The 16,419-nt window shown below is 32.3% G+C and carries 14 protein-coding genes, 2 tRNA genes and 1 other RNA gene; 11 read left to right on the top strand and 6 right to left on the bottom strand.

All coding sequences use genetic code 11. From position 1 onward, the window contains the following. Both ACTF45_RS06975 and ACTF45_RS06970 read right to left on the bottom strand, forming a co-directional pair. Positions 1-968: FAD-dependent oxidoreductase (locus ACTF45_RS06975; RefSeq protein ID WP_438949638.1), on the bottom strand; the 968-nt coding region annotated here is incomplete at its 3' end. After that, positions 965-1,831, bottom strand: coding sequence for a TrmH family RNA methyltransferase (locus tag ACTF45_RS06970; protein ID WP_438949642.1), 867 nt, complete (start codon positions 1,829-1,831; stop codon positions 965-967). The genes ACTF45_RS06975 and ACTF45_RS06970, both read right to left, overlap by 4 nt. Before the next feature lie 184 nt (positions 1,832-2,015). Between ACTF45_RS06970 and murA the strand changes: the two genes are divergently transcribed. From murA to ACTF45_RS06950, 4 genes are all read left to right on the top strand, one after another. Next, positions 2,016-3,389, top strand: a complete 1,374-nt coding sequence (gene murA, locus ACTF45_RS06965) for a UDP-N-acetylglucosamine 1-carboxyvinyltransferase (protein WP_438949641.1) — start codon at positions 2,016-2,018, stop codon at positions 3,387-3,389. A gap of 513 nt (positions 3,390-3,902) precedes the next feature. Then, positions 3,903-3,984 (top strand) — tRNA-Leu (locus ACTF45_RS06960). A 5-nt stretch (positions 3,985-3,989) separates the two neighbouring features. Beyond that, positions 3,990-5,165 carry an aspartate aminotransferase family protein gene (locus ACTF45_RS06955; RefSeq protein ID WP_438949637.1) on the top strand — a complete coding sequence of 392 codons (1,176 nt, stop codon included), beginning with the start codon at positions 3,990-3,992 and terminating at the stop codon, positions 5,163-5,165. Positions 5,166-5,177: 12 nt separating this feature from the next. Further along, complete coding sequence (locus tag ACTF45_RS06950; RefSeq protein ID WP_438949636.1) at positions 5,178-6,410, top strand: bifunctional folylpolyglutamate synthase/dihydrofolate synthase; 1,233 nt, start codon at positions 5,178-5,180, stop codon at positions 6,408-6,410. Here the strand turns inward: ACTF45_RS06950 and ACTF45_RS06945 are convergent. Together ACTF45_RS06945 and ACTF45_RS06940 are read right to left on the bottom strand one after the other, a co-directional pair. Then, the gene (locus tag ACTF45_RS06945; RefSeq protein ID WP_438949635.1) at positions 6,407-7,762 is read right to left on the bottom strand and encodes an FAD-binding oxidoreductase; all 1,356 of its coding nucleotides are present in this window, start codon (positions 7,760-7,762) and stop codon (positions 6,407-6,409) included. The genes ACTF45_RS06950 and ACTF45_RS06945 overlap by 4 nt on opposite strands. Before the next feature lie 38 nt (positions 7,763-7,800). Continuing rightward, positions 7,801-9,036, bottom strand: a complete 1,236-nt coding sequence (locus tag ACTF45_RS06940) for an amidohydrolase family protein (RefSeq protein WP_438949634.1) — start codon at positions 9,034-9,036, stop codon at positions 7,801-7,803. Between the two features lie 135 nt (positions 9,037-9,171). Here ACTF45_RS06940 and ACTF45_RS06935 point away from each other — a divergent pair. From ACTF45_RS06935 to ftsZ, 6 genes are all read left to right on the top strand, one after another. Then, positions 9,172-9,244, top strand: a tRNA-His gene (locus tag ACTF45_RS06935). Positions 9,245-9,318: 74 nt separating this feature from the next. Beyond that, positions 9,319-10,713 (top strand): tRNA (N6-isopentenyl adenosine(37)-C2)-methylthiotransferase MiaB, encoded by a 1,395-nt coding sequence (gene miaB, locus ACTF45_RS06930; protein WP_438949633.1) that lies wholly within the window; start codon positions 9,319-9,321, stop codon positions 10,711-10,713. A 9-nt stretch (positions 10,714-10,722) separates the two neighbouring features. Beyond that, on the top strand, positions 10,723-11,790 hold the full coding sequence (locus ACTF45_RS06925) for a D-alanine--D-alanine ligase family protein (RefSeq protein ID WP_288347631.1): 1,068 nt from the start codon (positions 10,723-10,725) through the stop codon (positions 11,788-11,790). 11 nt (positions 11,791-11,801) lie between these two features. Beyond that, positions 11,802-12,212 (top strand): hypothetical protein, encoded by a 411-nt coding sequence (locus ACTF45_RS06920; RefSeq protein ID WP_438949632.1) that lies wholly within the window; start codon positions 11,802-11,804, stop codon positions 12,210-12,212. After that, complete coding sequence (locus tag ACTF45_RS06915; RefSeq protein WP_438949631.1) at positions 12,209-12,934, top strand: cell division protein FtsQ/DivIB; 726 nt, start codon at positions 12,209-12,211, stop codon at positions 12,932-12,934. The genes ACTF45_RS06920 and ACTF45_RS06915 overlap by 4 nt, the downstream gene beginning before the upstream one ends. A gap of 177 nt (positions 12,935-13,111) precedes the next feature. Beyond that, on the top strand, positions 13,112-14,227 hold the full coding sequence (gene ftsZ / locus ACTF45_RS06910; RefSeq protein ID WP_011132943.1) for a cell division protein FtsZ: 1,116 nt from the start codon (positions 13,112-13,114) through the stop codon (positions 14,225-14,227). Between the two features lie 12 nt (positions 14,228-14,239). Here ftsZ and ffs read toward each other — a convergent pair. Beyond that, positions 14,240-14,336: signal recognition particle sRNA small type (ffs, locus tag ACTF45_RS06905), an RNA gene on the bottom strand. Between the two features lie 45 nt (positions 14,337-14,381). On the opposite strand from ffs, the gene panB reads away from it, so the two are divergent. Further along, positions 14,382-15,155 (top strand): 3-methyl-2-oxobutanoate hydroxymethyltransferase, encoded by a 774-nt coding sequence (gene panB / locus ACTF45_RS06900; RefSeq protein WP_288347637.1) that lies wholly within the window; start codon positions 14,382-14,384, stop codon positions 15,153-15,155. Here the strand turns inward: panB and hemW are convergent. Then, positions 15,148-16,371 (bottom strand): radical SAM family heme chaperone HemW, encoded by a 1,224-nt coding sequence (hemW, locus tag ACTF45_RS06895; protein ID WP_438949630.1) that lies wholly within the window; start codon positions 16,369-16,371, stop codon positions 15,148-15,150. The genes panB and hemW overlap by 8 nt on opposite strands. Between the last annotated feature and the right edge of the window lie 48 nt (positions 16,372-16,419).

Below are 16,419 nucleotides of genomic sequence, written 5' to 3'. Positions count from 1 at the left end.
CCAACGGCCCAAACATTAGGTATTATTTTTTCACCATTTAAAACTCTCATTTGATCATCAATAGGAATATAACCTTTTGTGGTTTCGATACCAACTGAATCAAGATTGAGATTTTTACTATTAGGACTCCTACCAGTAGCCACAAGAACGCCATCAACTTCTAAGTTTTCTACAATTTCCTTTGATTTTGCATCCGTTAGTTCTATCTTTACAGGGCATCCAGGGGTGATCTTAGTCGCAAATACATTAGATTTTGTATCAATATCTCTTGATTGAATAAGATTTTTCTTGGCTATTTTTGTAATATCAGGATCAAAGGTGGGCATTATATTTTCCAAAGCCTCAATCATTGTTACTTCGCAACCTAGAGCGGTATAAACATCAGCGAATTCTAAACCTATATATCCACTTCCAATAATGGCTATCCATCTCGGGAGCCACTCAAGTTTTACTGCTTCATCACTTGTGAAAACTGTTCTATTATCTAAAGTTATTCCAGGAGGTACAAAGGGAGAAGAACCTGTCGCTAGAAGTGTATTTTCACATGTGAAGATCCTATCAATTCCATTGTTGTCTCTTACTCCTACTTTTTGATTACCTTCAAGTCTTCCAAATCCTAAAATAATTTTAACTCCACTTCTTTTGAGGGTTTTTGTTAAATTTTCCCTAACATTTGATACTAAATTATTTGCATGATCAGCAATTTTTGATCTTTCGAATCTAACAGGGGAAGCATGAATACCAAACTTTGCTAAATGTTCATAATTGGCTATTTCTCTAACTTTTCCACTTGCTGCCAAAAGAGCTTTGGAAGGTACGCATCCTTTATTAACGCAAGTACCTCCCATATCTCCAGACTCTATGATGGCAACTTTAAGACCTTTTTCCGCAGCATGTTTGGCGGCATCAAATCCTCCATATCCTGCACCAATTACTATCAAATCAAAGTCAAAATTTGGATCAGTCACTTTTGTATTCTTGAAGTAGAAGTATATGTGACTCTTTTTCGTTCAAGTAATAATGGAACTGCAACACAAGCCACATTCAATGATTCTACAAGCTCACTATGCGGAATAGTAATTGTTTCATTAAAAGCTTCTTGAATTCTTTTATGAATACCATTACCTTCATTACCCAATATAAGTGCAGTTGGTTTAGACCAATCAATTTCCCAATATGGTTTTTGAGGTTTATTAAGATTTTTATTATGGCTACTTGTAGAAATTATTTGAAACCCGTTCTTTGAAAATTGATCTAATGATGACAATAAAGAATTAATCATTTCTTCTTCACCTCCATCAAATCTTTTAAATGGGAGATGAAAAACAGATCCACTAGATGCTCGTAATACCTTTTGCCCTAAGGGGTGCGCTCCCCCTGCTAATAATATCTTGTTAACACCAGCAGCTAAAGCTGTTCTAAAAAGGTTCCCCATATTCCCAGGGTCTTGAATCCTATCAAGGACAAGAATAAAGTCATCTTCAATATTATTAAAGTCAAAATTAGGTATTGATGAAATCTCCACCAAGGCGGCTACTCCATCAGGATTTTTTGTAGATACTGCTGAAGCTAAAACTTCTTCTGATACGACAATTATTAATGATTGTTCAATCTTTTGATAAAGATCCTCATTTTTATCAAGCCATTTTTCAGTAGTTAAAATTTTTGAAGGATGATTGCCAGACTTAAGCATTTCTTCGATCAAATGAGTACCTTCAATGCAAAAATAATCTTTATCTTTTGTATTAGACCCTTTTTTAAACGATCTAAATCTTTTAACTAAAGCATTACTTTTACTAGTTATTTTTGGAAAGAATTTTTCTATAATAATTTAAATTATTTTTATATTAAATACATTTTAGTTACTTAAATATTTTGATCAATTATTTTTTTTTAAAATCTTAATTCTTATCCATTTAAATTTACACTTTGGTATTAATTAATATTCATCGCGTTACACAGGGTGGACTTACTATATTTAATTTGTCATTATTAGACCAATAAAAAAATTCTTGATGGTTTGCGTAAGCAACAATAAGTCATATCTTAAATCGCAACATTTAAAGATTATTGGCCAAAAAACCTTAAGAGGGAAGGTAAGAATAAGTGGTGCAAAGAATTCCGCATTAGTATTACTTGCAGCATCATTACTAACTGACGAAAAAATCATATTAGATAATGTTCCTCTTCTTACTGATATTGAGAAAATGGGAAATATACTTAAAAGTTTAGGAGTTAAATTACATAATAAAGATCATCAATTAATAATTGATTCAAAGAATATATCCATACAAGATCTTCCATATGAACTTGTAAATGGATTAAGAGCTAGTTTCTTTTGTATTGGAGCATTATTAACAAGATTTGGGGAAGCTTCAATACCTTTACCTGGTGGGTGCAATATTGGTGAAAGACCTATCAACGAGCATATAAATGGACTAAGGGCACTAGGTGCAGAAATTATCATTGACAGAGATATCGTAAAGGCAAAATTAGTTAAGAAGAAAAGTAAACTTTTTGGTGCAAATATCAGATTAAATTGTCCAAGTGTTGGGGCTACTGAAACGTTAATAATGGCGGCATCCTTAGCAGAAGGCAGGACTGTGATAGAGAATGCGGCAAGGGAGCCTGAAATTCAAGATTTATGTCAGATGTTAAATAAAATGGGAGCGAAAATTTATGATTCTGGTAAAGAAAAAATAATTATTGATGGAGTGCATAAACTTCATGGCTGTACTCATAAAGTAATCCCAGATAGAATTGAAGCAGGAACTTTTTTAATAGCTGCTGCTGCAACTTCATCTTCAATTACAGTTTCTCCAGTAATTCCAAATCACTTGGAGGCAGTATTAAATAAGCTAGAAGAAAGTGGTAGTAAAATAATAATAAAAGGAAATTCGATTTCAATAAAAGGTAATAATATCAAAGCAGTAGATATTAAAACCGCTCCATTTCCAGGTTTCCCTACCGACTTACAGGCTCCATTTATGGCTCTAATGACTATTGCTAAAGGGAGATCTAAGATCACCGAAACAATTTTTGAAAACAGAATGAATCATGTTGATCTTTTAAATCAAATGGGGAGCTCTATAACTTTGAAAGATAATATAGCTCACATAAATGGAGTTAAAAATTTAAGAGGAATGACATTAGTTGGATTAGACTTGAGATCTTCAGCTGCTCTTATAATTGCTGCTTTAACCTCTAAAAGTGTTAGTTATGTATATGGACTTGAACATCTGGATAGGGGTTACGAAAATTTTGAGCAAAAATTATCCAAATTAGGTATTGAAATTAAAAGACAAATAACGAAACGTAAAATTAATGAATCAAACTATGATAAATCTAATCAAAATAATAAAGAGATAGCTGGAATAAGAGCAGCTTGATTTTGGTTTTAAACGTAGGCTACGTTAACAAGTGACACACAGCCAATAAAAAGAAAGGACAATACCAAGAAACGAACGGACCAATATTTATTTAATCCATTGATTTTTAAGTCGCTCATACCCATGTGCCGCCGTTAGTACCGAAAGCAGTGAAAATAGCTACTGCGATAAATAAATAAGGAGCTAACTTAAATGATAATTTTTGAGTTTTATTTTTTGTTTTGATTCCCGACATAATTTTTTGAAATATTACCAATAAATATAACACAATATTACTATCTGTGAAGTCTAATCTTCAAAACTAGCCCTTAGAGCTCTATTCTGAGACAGTAATGTTTCAAAAGTGTAACTTAAGGCTATATTTGAGCTTAGTTTCTAATCTTATGTGTTTAATTTAAGATCTTTTTGAGAATTATTTATTTTTTCAACAACTCTTTTCCATAAAGCAGAAAAAGTAGTCATTGCATGAAATATTGTTATAGTTAAATCAGTTAATTATTTGTGAAGAGCCTTGGGAGCGTGGTGGAATTGGTAGACGCACCGCACTCAAAATGCGGCACCTTCGGGTATGTCGGTTCAAGTCCGACCGCTCCCACTTTAATGAATACTTATACTAGATTTAATATTTCTTTCAAGAAAGGTAATGGATGTTGGCTATGGGATGAAAAAGGCAAAAAATATCTTGATGCTGTTGCTGGTATAGCAACATGTAGCCTAGGACATAGCGATAGAATCTTAAGAAAAAAGTTATCCGCACAATTAAAAAAAGTTCAGCACATATCAAATCTATATAAAATTGAAGAGCAAGAAGAATTAAGCAAATATCTAACTAAACAGAGTTGCGCTGAAAGTGTTTTTTTCTGCAATAGTGGTGCCGAGGCAAATGAGTCAGCTATTAAATTAATCAAAAAGTATGGCAATACAGTACATAAAGGTAAAGAATCTTTTATTCTTGCTGCTGAATCTAGCTTTCATGGTAGAACACTCGCAACTTTAAGTGCGACTGGTCAGCCTAAGTACCAAAAAGGTTTTGAACCAATGGTTAAAGGTTTTAAGTTTTTCAAATATAACGATATTGCTTCTGTAAAAAAATTATTTGAAGAATTAAAAGAAAACAACCAAAAAGCTTCTGGAATTTTAGTTGAACCTATTCAAGGAGAAGGAGGTGTAATACCTGGAGATAAAAAATTTTTTAAAGAATTAAGAGAAATTTGTAATCAATACAATTCTCTTTTAATTCTTGATGAAGTTCAGAGTGGAGTAGGGAGAACGGGAAAAATGTGGGGATATGAGAATCTAGAAATCGAACCTGATGGATTCACATTAGCTAAAGGTTTAGGCGGAGGACATGCGATTGGTGCTTTATTGGTACAAAAAAAAGCGAACATTTTTACCCCTGGAGATCACGCAAGTACTTTTGGTGGCAATCCCTTTGCTTGTAGAGCTGCCATAACAGTTCTAGAAGAAATTAAAAGACGTAAAATTCTTAAAAACGTTTTAGAAAGAGGTAATCAATTAAATGAGGGTTTTACTAAAATTTCAGCGAAATTCCCTAAAATAATTAGTGATATAAGAGGCCTAGGATTAATTCAAGGTCTTGTTATAAATGATTCCTACACAGATGCAAAAACGATCACATTAAAAGCTTTTGATAAAGGTTTACTTTTAGTACCGGCCGGTGGAAACGTTGTTAGGTTTGTACCACCTTTGATAATTTCGAGAAATGAGATCAATATACTTTTAAAGAAATTAGATTTAATTTTCGAAGAGATGTAAATCCTATTAATTTTGATTAATGTAAATATTGAGAATTTTGATTTACTCTCGCCCAAATTAGAAAGGGAAAATATTCAATTAGGATTATCAAGAATAAAAAATGCGTTAAGAGATTTAGATGAACCATGCAAAAATATACCTGCTATTCAAATTGTTGGGACAAATGGTAAAGGTTCGATTACCGCTTTTATAGAAAACATTCTTTATGCAGATAAAAAAAATATTGGGGTTACTACTTCACCTCACCTTTTAGATATCTGTGAAAGGATTAGAGTGAATAAAGAAAAGATTAGTAAGAAAGAATTTGAAAGACTATTAAAGAAAATAAAAAATAATCTTTCAAACCATAAATTATCTCCTTTTGAACAAATTATTTGTTGTGCACTAATTTTTTTTGATTTTAAAAAAGTAGATTTATTAATTCTTGAAGCTGGTTTAGGGGGACGATTAGACGCTACAACAGCCCATCCTTTAAGACCAATAATTGCTATTGGAAATATAGGTTTAGACCATAAAGAATATCTTGGAGACTCACTTGAAAAAATTGCAAAGGAAAAAGTAGCTGTAATTGAAAAAAATGCATTTGTTATTTCTTGTCGTCAAGAAGCTGAAGTTGAGGAAATAATTAAAGCAAGAGTCAAACAAGTAAATGCAAAAATCATATGGAAAGAATCACTATCAAATGATTATGAAATTGGTTTAAATGGTAATTTTCAAAAACAAAACGCAGCTGTTGCTATTGGAGTAATTGAAGAACTAATTAATTTTGGCTTTAAGGTTAAAGAACGCTCCATTAAGGAAGGACTTAAGAATACAAAATGGAGCGGGAGATTAGAAATAATTAACTGTTTTAATAAAAAAATTCTTGTTGATTCTGCACATAATTTCTCTGCGGCAAAAGCCCTTTCAGAGGAAAGGGGAACTTGGAATTATAATAATGAAGGGATTTATTGGATTTTAGGAGTCCAAATACACAAAGATATTACCTCAATGATAAAGGTTCTTATTAAAGAAAATGATCATATACTTTTAGTCCCAGTTCCTAATCAAGCAAGTTGGAAATTAAAAGATCTTTCTAATATGAACGAGCTAAATCATTTAAATATAAATGAGTTTGAAAAAGTTGATCTGGCTTTTAACTATCTTTTGGAGCTTGAAAAATGGCCAAAATGTACTCCTGTGCTTACAGGCTCAATATTTTTAGTTGCTGAGTTTATTAAATTTGCAAAAAATCAAAAGTTTTAAATATTAAACTCATCTTTTATTTCCCACCCTTGCAATTTACCTGGATTTAATAAACCTTTTGGATCAAATTTTAATTTTGCTTTTACTTGATCAGAATCAATAACTCCTAATCCACCTCCCTCAACAGTTAATACATGTGGATTAAAAATAATTGCTCCCAGTTTTTTACAATTATCAATTATCTGGTTTATTTGATCTGAACTGTGCCATTTTATTACTGGCAAAGCAGCTAATCTAGGGACTCCTTGTTGAGAAACAGCTTCAAGATGCCAAAGAATATTCTTACCCCATTTTTCTCTCAAAGAATTAATTAATTCGAATTCCTTATCTAGAGGTAAAAGCATCTGTAAATATGTCCAGTTTTTGTCCTTTGCCCTCATATGAAGGGTTGTATGATTCCAAACTACTTCAGAGATTCCATTTGTTAATTTATCTTCTTCTCCAAGAAGAAAAGAATTAACTTCATATTTTTTGCAAATTAATTCAATAGTTTTTATCCCCCCAAGCGTTGATTGGATCAAAATCTTGTGACTTTTAGATTTACCTTTAAACCAGGAAGGCATTTGATCTACAATGTCTTTCTCAAGAATTGCGCCAAGCTTTAAGTCAATTGCTGCAGTGGTACATGTTTTTAATATTTCGATTGTTTTATTTAACCCTTCACAGTCAATTACTATCGAGTACCACTTACGTTTTATATCAGTAGCGATTAATAATGAAGTAATAATTCCATTAGTTCCATATGCATGATTTAAAGGTTCTGATTCTTCAGCATCAAATCTTAGTAATTTAGGCTCTTCATTTATTGTTACAGCTTCTAAACCTATGAGATTCCCTGGATCTCTTAAAAATCCCCATCTAATTGAACCAATGCCTCCTGAGCCCCCTGCAATAAAACCTCCTATAGTTGCAGTTTTCCATGTACTGGGAAGCAACCTTAATTCTCTTCCATATTTTTCTAGTTCTTTATTTAAATCACCCATTAAGCATCCAGATTGTACCTTTACAAAACCTGTCTCAGGATAAAATTCTTCAATTTTATTTAAACAATTCATCTGCATAACAATACCTTTAAACAAAGGGACAGCTTGTCCATAATTTCCTGTTCCTGAACCTCTTAAAGTAAGTGGTATCGCAAATTCCCAACAAATTTCTGCTACTTTCTTTACTGCATTTTGATCAATAGGTCGTACCGCCAAGTCAGCGATACAACCATCTAGTTTCTTTTCGAGTATTGGAGAATAATTATAAAAGTCTTTTGAAAGCCTTTTCACATCGGAAGTCCTTTCAATAATTTCTAAATTATCAATTTTTTTTAATTGTTCTATTAATTTTGAATTTCTTGAAGACATTAATAATTAATTTTTTACTTTAAACATAAAATAATTGATTAGCTATACAATTCGCCGTTTATAAAGACTTCTCTTTTTAAATTAGTTGAGAAAATATCCGCCCAATTTCCAGCATCTAAAAGCACAAAATTCACAGGGCAACCTTTTTTAACCACCCCATCCCAAGTTAAATTCAATAATCTACTCGGTGACAAAAAAATGGAAGATAAAGTCAATCTTTCCCAAGGATTTAATTGAAGCATTGGCATTGCAAGAGACATCAAATAAAAAGGATCATAATTACCAAATGGATACCAAGGGTCTTGAACATTATCACTCCCGATAGAAACATCGACTAATGATTTTTGTAGTTGCTTAATTGGTGCAACTGGCCTATTTAAAGATGTACTTTTTTCTTTACGATTGAGCAACCAGAAATTTGTAAGTGGAAGTGCAATCACTTTTATATCTTTCTCAGCGATTTTTCTTCCCAGATTAAGTATTTCATTATTATTTAGAGATAAAATACTACTTAAATGACTACATGTTATTGGGACTTTAATATTTAATCTATCAATAGTTTCCAAAAGAACTTTTATACCCGCTCCTGGATCAATAGTTGATTCATCTATGTGTAAATCAATTTCCAATTTATATTTATCTGCAAGCAAGAGAGTTTTAGAGAGTAAGTATTTTATTTTTGCTCTATTTTTAAAGGGAGGAACAAGAACTCCGCCTAAAATACCCTTTTTCTTAGAAAAAATTTTTGCTAATTCCTCTCCATGGGGAGTATCCCAAAACTCCAATGGAGCTAATGCTACATATTGCAATTTCAACTTAGAGGAATATTTTTTTCGGAGTTTAAAAAGCTCATCCCAAATATTATTATCCTGACTTTCGTAGGTATCAACATGGCTCCTGATAGCTCTATAACCATTTCTAAGAGCCAAGTTGAGTGATTTTTCAGCTCTCTCTAAAACTTTAATTTTAGACCTAGTTTTATGCTCCTCTAAATTTACTGATAAGGCCTCATGATAGTTTGATTTAAAATTAGGAAACTCTCCAAAAGAGAAAGATTTATCAAGATGTGAGTGAGTCTCAACAAATCTTGGAAAAAGGATTTTTTTTGGTTTTTTATTTTTGATATTTATCGGCTTTAGTTCAGAAACAATTCCTTTTTCCCAAGCAACAAAAACAGAAGCGAAACCCTCATCATCCACGTTAAGGTTATCAACATTTTCTATTTCACAAAGGCATCTAGGTATAAGAACCTCTGTTTTTCCGGAGTTGATCAAGATTTAATATGCTTTTATTTTATTTTAAAACATAGATAAAGCTTATATAGAAATAGGAAAATACTTCAAAATCTTCTAAAACATACAAATATGTATGAAATTTTACTCGTAAGTTGTTAAGTTTATATATGTGAGGCGGGCGTCGCCAAGTGGTTAAGGCAGTGGCTTGTGGCGCCGCTATTCGGGGGTTCGAATCCCCTCGCTCGCCCTCAAAAATATTGCTCCAAAATTATTTAAATTATAATTTTGAATTAACAAAAGTCATTCAAAACTTTTTGCAAAGTGCTAACCAAACCAATCAAAGAAGAAGAAAAGACTTACAAAAATTCCTCTATAGGTAGTTATTGGATAACAACTTTTGGTTGTCAAATGAATAAGGCCGATTCCGAAAGGATGGCTGGCACACTTGAAAAAATGGGATATTCAAGAGCTATTGATGAATTAAAAGCGGATTTAGTTTTATATAACACTTGCACAATAAGAGACAGTGCTCAGCAAAAGGTTTACAGTTTTTTAGGAAAGCAAGTCAAAAGAAAACATAGTACTCCAAAATTAAAATTAGTTGTAGCGGGTTGCCTCGCGCAACAAGAGGGTGAATCTCTTTTAAGAAGAGTGCCCGAACTTGATCTAATCATGGGGCCACAACATGTTAATAATCTTGAGAATCTTTTAGAGAGGGTTGATTCAGGTAATCAAGTCGTAGCCACTGAAGAAACTTTTATATCTGAAGATATTACTAATCCAAGAAGAGATAGCTCTATTTGTGGTTGGGTGAATATCATTTATGGTTGCAATGAAAGATGCTCTTATTGTGTTGTCCCATCTGTTAGAGGTAAAGAACAGTCAAGATATCCAGATGCGATTAAGAGTGAAATAGAAACTTTAGCTCATAATAATTTCAAAGAGGTTACTCTTTTAGGGCAAAATATTGATGCATACGGTAGAGATCTTCCTGGAACGACAATAGAAGGTAGGAAGGAAAATACCCTTACTGATCTTCTTTATTTTATTCATGATGTAGAGGGAATTAAAAGAATAAGGTTTTCTACAAGTCATCCAAAATATTTTTCAAAAAGACTTATAAACGCTTGTTATGAATTAGATAAAGTTTGTGAGCATTTTCATATTCCGTTCCAAAGTGGTAATAATGAAATCCTTAGATTGATGGCTAGAGGTTACACAATCGAAAAATATAAAAGAATAATTGAAAATATTAGACAATTAATGCCAAATGCATCAATTACTGCTGATGCAATAGTTGCTTTCCCAGGAGAAACAGAAACCCAATATCGTGAGACATTGAAGTTAATATCTGATATTGGCTTTGATCAAGTTATGACCGCCGCCTATTCTCCAAGACCAAATACCCCAGCAGCTATTTGGGATAATCAAATTCCTGAAGAAGTTAAAAAGGAAAGATTAAAAGAAATTAATGAACTAGTTGAAACAACCTCTAGAAAAAGAAATCAAAGATATTTAAATAATATTGAAAGTGTTTTAATTGAGGGCTTGAATCCAAAAAATAATGCCCAAATGATGGGAAGGACAAGAACGAATAGACTTACATTTGTAGAAATACCAAAAAATATTGAATTTAATTATTCATTTGGTGATGAAATAAATGTCAAAATAACGGAGGCTAGATCTTTTTCTTTAAGTGGTCAGATTTGTAAGTAATTTTTCTAAATGTTAGAAAAAGAAAAAAAATGTATTGGAATAATTTTTGGAGGAGAGTCTAATGAACATGATGTTTCAGTATCTTCCGCCAAGACAGTTTTTAAAGCATTAATTTCAAAAACGAACATAAATAGATTTTGGGTTAAAGCTTTTTATATAAATAAGCATGGCGTTTGGCTTGATAATGATCAATCTCTTGTATTACTAAAAGAAAAAAGAAAAAATGAAACGATTGATAAGTACCAAGTTTTCCCTAAACGAGAAATTAACTTTTTAAACACAATAGAATTTAAAGGTATTGATATATGGTTCCCACTTTTGCATGGTGTAAATGGAGAAGATGGTGCAATTCATGGTTTATTAAAATTTACCCAAAAGCCCATAGTAGGAGGAGGAATTTTAGGTTCTGCTCTTGGCATGGATAAAATATTAATGAAAAAAATATTTTCACATCTAGAAATTCCCCAAGTAAATTATTTAGATATTCAAAATCAAGATCTTAGTGATGATAAAGTAAAAAATAATTTATCTGTTGAGATTATTGAAAAATTAAAGTTACCAGTTTTTGTTAAACCTGCTAATTCAGGCTCATCACTTGGTATTTCGAAGGCCAAAACTAGATCAGAAATAATTAAAGCATTACAAAAGGCTTGGGAAATAGACTCCAGAATTGTTATCGAAGAAGGTTTAGATGTTAGAGAACTTGAATGCGGAATAATTGGTAATTTAAAACTTACCGCATCTGAAATCGGTGAAGTTTCTTATTCAACCGATTGGTACGATTATGATTCAAAATATTCGATGGATAATCAAATAATTATTCCAGCTGATATTGATTCTCAAATCTCTGAACAAATTAAAGATATTGCTATTAGAAGTTGTAGAGCATTAAATATTTACGGTTTCGCAAGGGTTGATTTCTTTTTAGAAAAGATTTCAAATAAAATTTTTCTGAATGAAATAAATACAATTCCTGGTTTTACTAGTAAAAGTATGTTTCCGATGCTTTGGAATGCTTCAGGTTTAAATATTGATCAACTTGTAGCTAAACTAGTAGATATATCATCAGATTTATAGATTAAAGTCAAATGTTGCATGGACTACTTTGGTTACCATTACTTTTAATCTTCGTTCTATTAACAGCTCTCGGTTGGCTAGAAAGAAGAAGACAAAATCTTTTTAGGAATTGGGCAAGTGGTTCTGAAATTTGCAAATTAGATAGTTCCGGTGCAGCTTTTTTAAAGGATGGTGAATTAAAATGGAGTGTATTTGAAGCTGGAATATTTGAAGAAAAAGATAGTTTTACAATAAAGAAACTAGAACTAGTAGAGTTAATGGCCCTTACCTCAGGAGAAGCACCTTTAACCAATGAATCACAAGGTAAGTGTAGGCTTAGACTCGTTGGGGATGGGAAAGAGATGGATGTTCCATTTTCAGATGCAGAGAGGGCCAGAGAGTGGATGGATCAACTGATGGAAAAAGCTAGATGTGATTTGTGAAGGATAAACAAAAATTAAAGAATAAAAGGTTCCTTTTGTTAATTACCTTTTTATTTTTTACAAGTTATGCAACCTCTAAAATTTTCAAAAGTGTTAATTACCAAGATGTTTCTATAGTTGGTAGCGAATTATTTTCTACAGACGAGATTGTTGCTAACTCATCTCTAAATTTCCCTACCTCGTTGATATTTGTCAAAAGCTCATACACAGAAAGAGAATTAAAAAAGAATTTATCTCTAAAGAATGTTTCAGTTTTTAGACAAATATTCCCTTTTGGTTTAAAAATTCTAATTAAAACAAGAACTCCAATAGCTTATGGCGAACGGATTTTTAAAGGGGAAAAAATAACTGGTTTTATTGATGAAGATGGTTTCTTCATCAGTCTAAAATATTCAGATCAAGAAAATTTGAGTAAAATAACTAGTAAAGTTTTTGGATGGAAAGAAAACTTTAGAGAGACACTATCAAAAATTTTGAATTACCAAAAATATAACGATGTTGAATTCATTACAATAAATTTCTCCCCTAATGGCTTTTTAACTTTAGAGGAAAAAAGTCTTAAAACAATATTGTTAGGATTTAACCCAAAAAAAATAGAAAATCAATTACAAATAGTCAATAATATGAAAACCCAAATAAAAGAAAATAATATCCTAGAAAAAATAGATAATATCGACCTAACTGACCCCAAAAATCCAAAAATTAAAGTGTTCAAACCCTAATAATTGAAAACAAATTTCATAAAAGTTTTTTTGATTAGCTCAGTAATTGAAAGGGTTTAGGTTATTCATTCAAATTTTTGACAAGTAAATATTTAAGGACTTTCTTCAAGAAAATCCTACATATCAGCTTAGTGAGTTCATAATGCATCCAATACTAGTATTTGATTTTATTTAGAGATGAGCTTCGGAAACAATCCAAACTTTGATCAATCAAAAGACATCCTTCCAAGTCAGAATGCCAAAATTGAAGTAATTGGTGTCGGGGGTGGTGGGAGTAATGCTGTAAACAGGATGATTGATAGTGATCTTGAAGGCGTTTCATTCAGGGTTTTAAATACTGACGCGCAAGCATTATTACAATCTTCTGCAGATCGTAGAGTTCAACTTGGTCAGAACTTAACAAGAGGTCTAGGAGCAGGAGGAAATCCAAGTATTGGTCAAAAAGCTGCTGAGGAATCTAAAGATGAATTGCAACAAACATTAGAGGGCTCTGACTTGGTTTTTATTGCTGCAGGAATGGGAGGAGGAACTGGGACAGGAGCGGCTCCAGTAGTTGCTGAGGTTGCCAAGCAAAGTGGTGCTTTAACTGTTGGAATAGTAACCAAGCCATTTTCTTTTGAAGGTAAAAGGAGAATGCGTCAGGCAGAAGAAGGGATCGCAAGATTAGCAGAAAACGTGGATACGCTTATTGTGATTCCAAATGATCGTTTAAAAGACGTAATTGCAGGAGCTCCACTTCAAGAAGCCTTTAGAAATGCTGATGATGTTTTAAGGATGGGAGTAAAAGGTATAAGTGACATAATTACATGCCCTGGATTAGTTAACGTTGATTTTGCTGATGTTAGGTCCGTAATGACTGAAGCTGGCACTGCCCTTCTTGGTATAGGTATTGGTTCTGGTAGATCTAGAGCATTAGAGGCTGCTCAAGCGGCAATGAATAGCCCTTTATTAGAAGCGGCAAGAATTGATGGAGCAAAAGGTTGTGTAATAAATATTACAGGTGGGAAAGATATGACATTGGAAGATATGACCTCAGCTTCAGAAATTATTTATGATGTTGTAGATCCAGAAGCAAACATAATAGTAGGTGCTGTTATAGATGAATCAATGGAAGGGGAAATACAGGTAACTGTTATTGCAACAGGTTTCGAAACCAATCAACCGTTAAAACAACAAAGGATTAAAAATAGGTTATCTAATCAGCCACTTTATAATATTTCTGATAATAAAGACACAGGTACTAATATTCCAGAGTTTTTAAGATTAAGGCAGAATAAAAAAGATATAGAATAATCGCTAAAATTAAGTGACTCGGTTATCTCGCCTGCCTCAAGCATCCCTTGTGGCTGCTACCTTCCGATCCTGACCAGGTTTGGGCGTTAAAACCGCGAAAGGCCGAGTCAAAATAATACTAGCAATTTTTGATAAAAAAAGATACATAGCTTTTATGTTGCCATCAGAACTAGTTAAATATAAAAAAAAATCTCAAAAGATTATTGCATTAACTGCATGGGATTCTATTTCAGGTTCTCTAGCTGAGCAATCAGGAGCAGATATTGTTCTGGTGGGAGACTCTTTAGCGATGGTATGTTTAGGATATAAATCGACCTTGCCTGTTACCTTAGAGAATATGATTTATCATACAAATGCAGTTTCTAGAGGGTTCAGCAAAGAAATAGAAGAACAGTCCTTATTAGTATGTGATATGCCTTTTCTTACTTATCAATGCGGAGAAAATAAGGCAGTTGAATATGCTGGAAAAATAATTAAGAATACTTATGCGAAGGCAGTAAAAGTTGAGGGTGCTGATCCAGAGGTACAGAATGTTATCTCAAGGCTCATAAGGATGGGGATTCCTGTCATGGGACATTTAGGGCTTACTCCACAGAGCTATTTGAATCTAGGATTTAAACAACAAGGGAACAATTCAGAAAGTCACGAAAAAATCAAAAGAGATGCTTTATCACTAGAAAAATTAGGATGTTTTTCTATTGTTTTAGAACATATTCCAGAATTACTTGCTAAAGAAATTCAAACCGAATTAGAGATACCAACAATAGGTATAGGTGCAGGAAAATTTTGTGATGGACAAGTAAGAGTTACTGCTGATTTGTTAGGACTAAATGATAAGCAACCTCCATTTTGTAGACCAATTATTGATGGAAAAAAATTGTTTGGTGAAAAACTAAAAGAATGGGTAGCAGCAGAAAAGCTCAGTTAATTTTTTCCCACCATCTAAACATTGAAACAAGAATTTGATTGCTTAATTCCATTCCTTTTGGATCACTAAAAAAAAATCTGTTTCCTCTTTTGATCAAAAGGCCACTTTCCAGGAATGGTGCCCATGCTTTTAATAACTTTGTTAAAGCTATTTTGGACTTTTTATTATCCCAATTTTGTTCATTTAATAAGTTATAAATATTGATCCCCTCTTTAAGTCTCATTCCTAACATGATTTTCTCATCCAATTCTTTATAAATATTTTCTTGGTTAATAAGTGAATATTCTAATTTGATTTCGCATTGTTTAGTTACCCATTTTTTATAATCTTTACTAATTCTTGGCCTTGTAAAATTCTCCCCCCAAGGAGAACTAGTCGAACCTTGACCAAAACTCCACCATCCTAGACCTTTCCAATAAACTCTATTATGTCTTGATTGATGTCCAGGAATAGAGTAATTAGAAATTTCATATCTTGAATAACCTGAAGCTTTCAAGATAAAATTTGTTAACTCACTATTTTTATAAGCTTCATCATCATTTGGCAAAGATAGTTTACCTAAGTCAACTAATTTCTTAAAAACAGTTCCATTCTCAATACTTAAATCATAAATTGATATGTGTGGAGGACAGAACTTTAACGATTGTTTTAAGTCTTCTTGCCATTTTTTAAAACCACTTTTTGGTAAATTTTGAATTAAATCCAAACTCCAACTTTTTATAAGACTATGATCATATGCTCTCTTTAACCAAAAACAAGATTTTTCTACATCTTTTCTGCAATGTCTTCTTCCTGCCTGTTCTAGAACCTCATTATTAAAACTTTGAACACCAATACTAAATCTATTAATCCCAGCATTAATATAACCATGTAGATCATCCTCATTAAAACTGGCTGGGTCAACTTCCATTGTAATTTCGGCACCATAATCAATTTTATAACTCTCCTTAAAAAGATTTATTAAATCTTTAATCTGTAAAGGATGTAAAATTGAAGGAGTTCCTCCACCGATGTAAATTGTTGAAAGAGGAGATTTATGTTTGATTGATAATATTTCTTTATTTAGATAGGTTAAATATTCTTTTACGGTCTTACTACCAAATCCCTCTAAACTTTCAATTTTATTGCCTAAAGGTATAACTGCAAAATCACAATAGAAACATCTTCTGTGGCAAAAAGGTATGTGTACGTAAGCACTTCTTGGCAATTTATTCATTATAGAAACAAAATATAAAGCTTAAAAAAAAACATAGAGGAGTTTTAA

The sequence above is a fragment of the Prochlorococcus sp. genome, from assembly GCF_965655815.1.
GTDB lineage: Bacteria > Cyanobacteriota > Cyanobacteriia > PCC-6307 > Cyanobiaceae > Prochlorococcus_A > Prochlorococcus_A pastoris.
This window is presented reverse-complemented; position numbering and strand designations above follow the sequence as displayed.

What these genes read in the sequence shown, in the direction of transcription:
- murA (WP_438949641.1), top strand. Translation starts at nt 2,016, where the DNA reads ATGGTTTGCGTAAGCAACAATAAGTCATATCTTAAATCGCAACATTTA.
- ACTF45_RS06955 (WP_438949637.1), top strand. Translation starts at nt 3,990, where the DNA reads ATGAATACTTATACTAGATTTAATATTTCTTTCAAGAAAGGTAATGGA.
- ACTF45_RS06945 (WP_438949635.1), bottom strand. Translation starts at nt 7,762, where the DNA reads ATGTCTTCAAGAAATTCAAAATTAATAGAACAATTAAAAAAAATTGAT.
- ACTF45_RS06925 (WP_288347631.1), top strand. Translation starts at nt 10,723, where the DNA reads ATGTTAGAAAAAGAAAAAAAATGTATTGGAATAATTTTTGGAGGAGAG.
- ACTF45_RS06920 (WP_438949632.1), top strand. Translation starts at nt 11,802, where the DNA reads ATGTTGCATGGACTACTTTGGTTACCATTACTTTTAATCTTCGTTCTA.
- ftsZ (WP_011132943.1), top strand. Translation starts at nt 13,112, where the DNA reads ATGAGCTTCGGAAACAATCCAAACTTTGATCAATCAAAAGACATCCTT.
- panB (WP_288347637.1), top strand. Translation starts at nt 14,382, where the DNA reads ATGTTGCCATCAGAACTAGTTAAATATAAAAAAAAATCTCAAAAGATT.
- hemW (WP_438949630.1), bottom strand. Translation starts at nt 16,371, where the DNA reads ATGAATAAATTGCCAAGAAGTGCTTACGTACACATACCTTTTTGCCAC.